Consider the following 2679-nt stretch of genomic DNA (forward strand, 5'->3'; position numbering starts at 1 on the left):
TGGTTCAAGTACCGCCTTATGCCAGATCTCTCGACGCTGAAAGATTACATTCTGCGAGGACTAAGCGCGATCACCGAACCGAACATCTGGCCGTATCTCACCGGTAAAGATTCGAATTAAACACTATGAGATACGCTGTCAGTTTGTCCTTTGAGACGCCTCGATGCGGCGAGAGCCACCGTCGCGCCAGCGACGCGTGGCTCTCGCACGTGTTCACGTGTGCGTCTCCATCAACGTACTCGCCGTCACCGTGAATTACTGCTTCTCGGTGGAAGCTCTCGTCATCGTCGAGTGGATCGTAGGCCCGAAATCCGTCAGTATAGACAGTCAGCGACTCCTTCTCGTGGTTGTCGAGAAGGAGTCGCACCGTCGTTTCGTCGGCGGATTTCGCTGGGACGACGTATCGCTGACCGCTGCCGCGATCAACGAGCGTGAACACTGGCGGTTTGTCCCCTTCATACGTTCCCCGTCCGCGTTTCGAGAGGGCACGCGAGCGCGACTCTCGGTCGCGCTCGCGGCCTTTCTTCCCGGCAGAGACGTAGAACTCGTCGATCTCAACCGGGCCAACGAGAGAGATGTCTGGCGCGTCGAGCGTTCTGGCGAACTGCTCGACGCGCCGGCAGAGCGAGCGATACGAAACGTCAATTTCAGCGTCTAGCTGGCGGATACTCGTGTTGAACCGGAGGAACGAGTAGAACACGAACAACAGCTTGTCGAGGCCGATCTTCGCGTGCGCGAAGATCGTGCCGGTCTTGTCGTTGAACGTGCGGTCGCAATCCTTACAGAGATACCGTTGATACTCTCGATAGCTGCCGTGTTTGATCACCGACTCAGACCGGCAGCGCGGGCAACTGAGGCCCTCACGCCAGCGAACCTGCTCCAGCAGGTTCGCGGCGCTCGCCTCTGAACTCAGCAATTCGAATGGGAACATTGCGTTCGGGTGACGCGTTCGCGTCACCCTTGCCCGCTACGCTTTCACAGCGACAGCTCTACCCGACCAACAATCTGCTTCCGAAGAGCGAACTACAGCAATAGGAGTCACGATTGACATCCGCCTCGCGCTGAAGCGCGAGACTTTCTCCTTGTACTCCCGTAAGAGACAGATCCGACGCCGCAGTTACCCTCGTTGCTTCTTATAAACATTTATTCGTGATCTGTTACAGATTAAACTGATGCCCTCTGTACTCGAACGACCGGTGTTTCACTACGGAATTCCGTTCATCAACGCCGCGATTATCGCTGTAATCGGGTTTACCGTGTTTAGTGGCGTAGCGCGTCTGTTCGTACTCGTACTCGCCGGTCTCGAGGTCGTTGTGGTCCCACAGATACTGAAACGCGCGGCGTAGCTTAACCCACTCGCCGCTGAGTGGATATCCGCTATAATTGAACGCCATCGACAGGCGCATTACACTCACCAAACGAATGAGGATGTGACGGCCCGCAACCTGTACGTCACTTGGTGACGCTGCTAAGCGTTCAATGCGCGGGCCGGTCACTACATTCCCTCCATTGAGCACGCGATATTTTCCAGTTCATGAGGATCTCAACAGGGCATACTGAATAGAGCGCGTATTTCCCACTCTCATGTGGCGTGTGACTAGACAGTGATGACTAATATTAGAATTGATATGTGGATCGAAATGTATACCCCCGGAACAGGCCGTTGTATTGGTATGAGTGGCAGTCTGGTCGCCTGCGCCGGAGTGAGCGATGGACGGTAGCCGTGACCGCGGCGTTACGACCGTCGTTGCCACGATTCTTATGGTCGCCATCGTGGTAATACTCGCTGCTACCATCAGCGTCGTTATTTTTGACTTCGAGAGCGAGCTCCCAGAGCCGCAGCAACTGCGCGGGTTCGGCGACACGGAGGTGACGCTCGGGCCCGAACACCGATCGTGGGGCGGGTGGAACAATGGTAACAGCAATCCCCCCCGCGGAGACATTGACGTCGTTCGAGTGCCCTACGTCGCAGGGCCGACCTTCCAAGGCGACGAGGTCGGTTCGATACTGGTCAGCTGGGAGGGTAGCGACGGCGAGGGCGGTCAGGTTCGGTTCCTGAATCCCAACCGCTTCGACGCGGACACCGCTCAGACGTTCCACGACGGCGATGTCGGGGAGTTCTGTACCGGCGATTTCGGCGTCGGTGAGACACTGACGATCCGGATGGCTCACAACCGGTATCAAGCGGGGGGAACCGGGACCGATGTGGCAGATGTTGGTGAGCAGTACGTCGAGTCGAACCAGAACGACATCGCTCGCGGCGATGACGAGCCTTTCTTCCGGGTCGAAAACAGGTATCCGATCGATTTCAGCGGTGACCGCCCGATGGAGCCGGGAGACTCAGTTGAGATCCTTTTTATTGGCGTCAACGACGAACAGCCCATCGCCAGAACGACCGCAGTCGCGACCGCAGCGAGCGGCGAGCCCACAGAACGAGACAAGCCAGAGTGTCGCTAAAAACAGTCGACAGTCGCAGATTCGAACACATCCAGAAACGGCGTGATTGAAATTCGCGGTCGCTGATAGTTCGTCGAGATTGTGCTGGATACAGAGCGCGAACGTGGCACGTCGCAGTGACGAAATCGATATATATCGATTCGGTCAGCGTAAATACCTACTCTAACACACGTTCACTCTCGGTCTTTCGCTGTTCCGGTTCTTCCGTTTCGATGAGTTGAT

3 protein-coding genes are annotated in these 2679 nt (G+C 56.6%); 2 read left to right on the forward strand and 1 reads right to left on the reverse strand.

The window, feature by feature from the left end; genetic code table 11:
• Window positions 1-97: 97 nt before the first annotated feature.
• Window positions 98-931: an IS1595 family transposase gene (locus B9H04_RS17695; RefSeq protein ID WP_049933581.1), complete on the reverse strand. Its 834-nt coding sequence runs from the start codon at window positions 929-931 to the stop codon at window positions 98-100.
• A 241-nt stretch (window positions 932-1172) separates the two neighbouring features.
• Here B9H04_RS17695 and B9H04_RS18935 point away from each other — a divergent pair, with 241 nt between their 5' ends.
• Window positions 1173-1346 (forward strand): hypothetical protein, encoded by a 174-nt coding sequence (locus tag B9H04_RS18935; RefSeq protein WP_169514836.1) that lies wholly within the window; start codon window positions 1173-1175, stop codon window positions 1344-1346.
• A 364-nt stretch (window positions 1347-1710) separates the two neighbouring features.
• On the forward strand, window positions 1711-2457 hold the full coding sequence (locus tag B9H04_RS17700; protein WP_049933580.1) for an archaellin/type IV pilin N-terminal domain-containing protein: 747 nt from the start codon (window positions 1711-1713) through the stop codon (window positions 2455-2457).
• Window positions 2458-2679 lie beyond the last annotated feature (222 nt).

The organism is Halorubrum ezzemoulense DSM 17463 (genome assembly GCF_002114285.1).
GTDB lineage: Archaea > Halobacteriota > Halobacteria > Halobacteriales > Haloferacaceae > Halorubrum > Halorubrum ezzemoulense.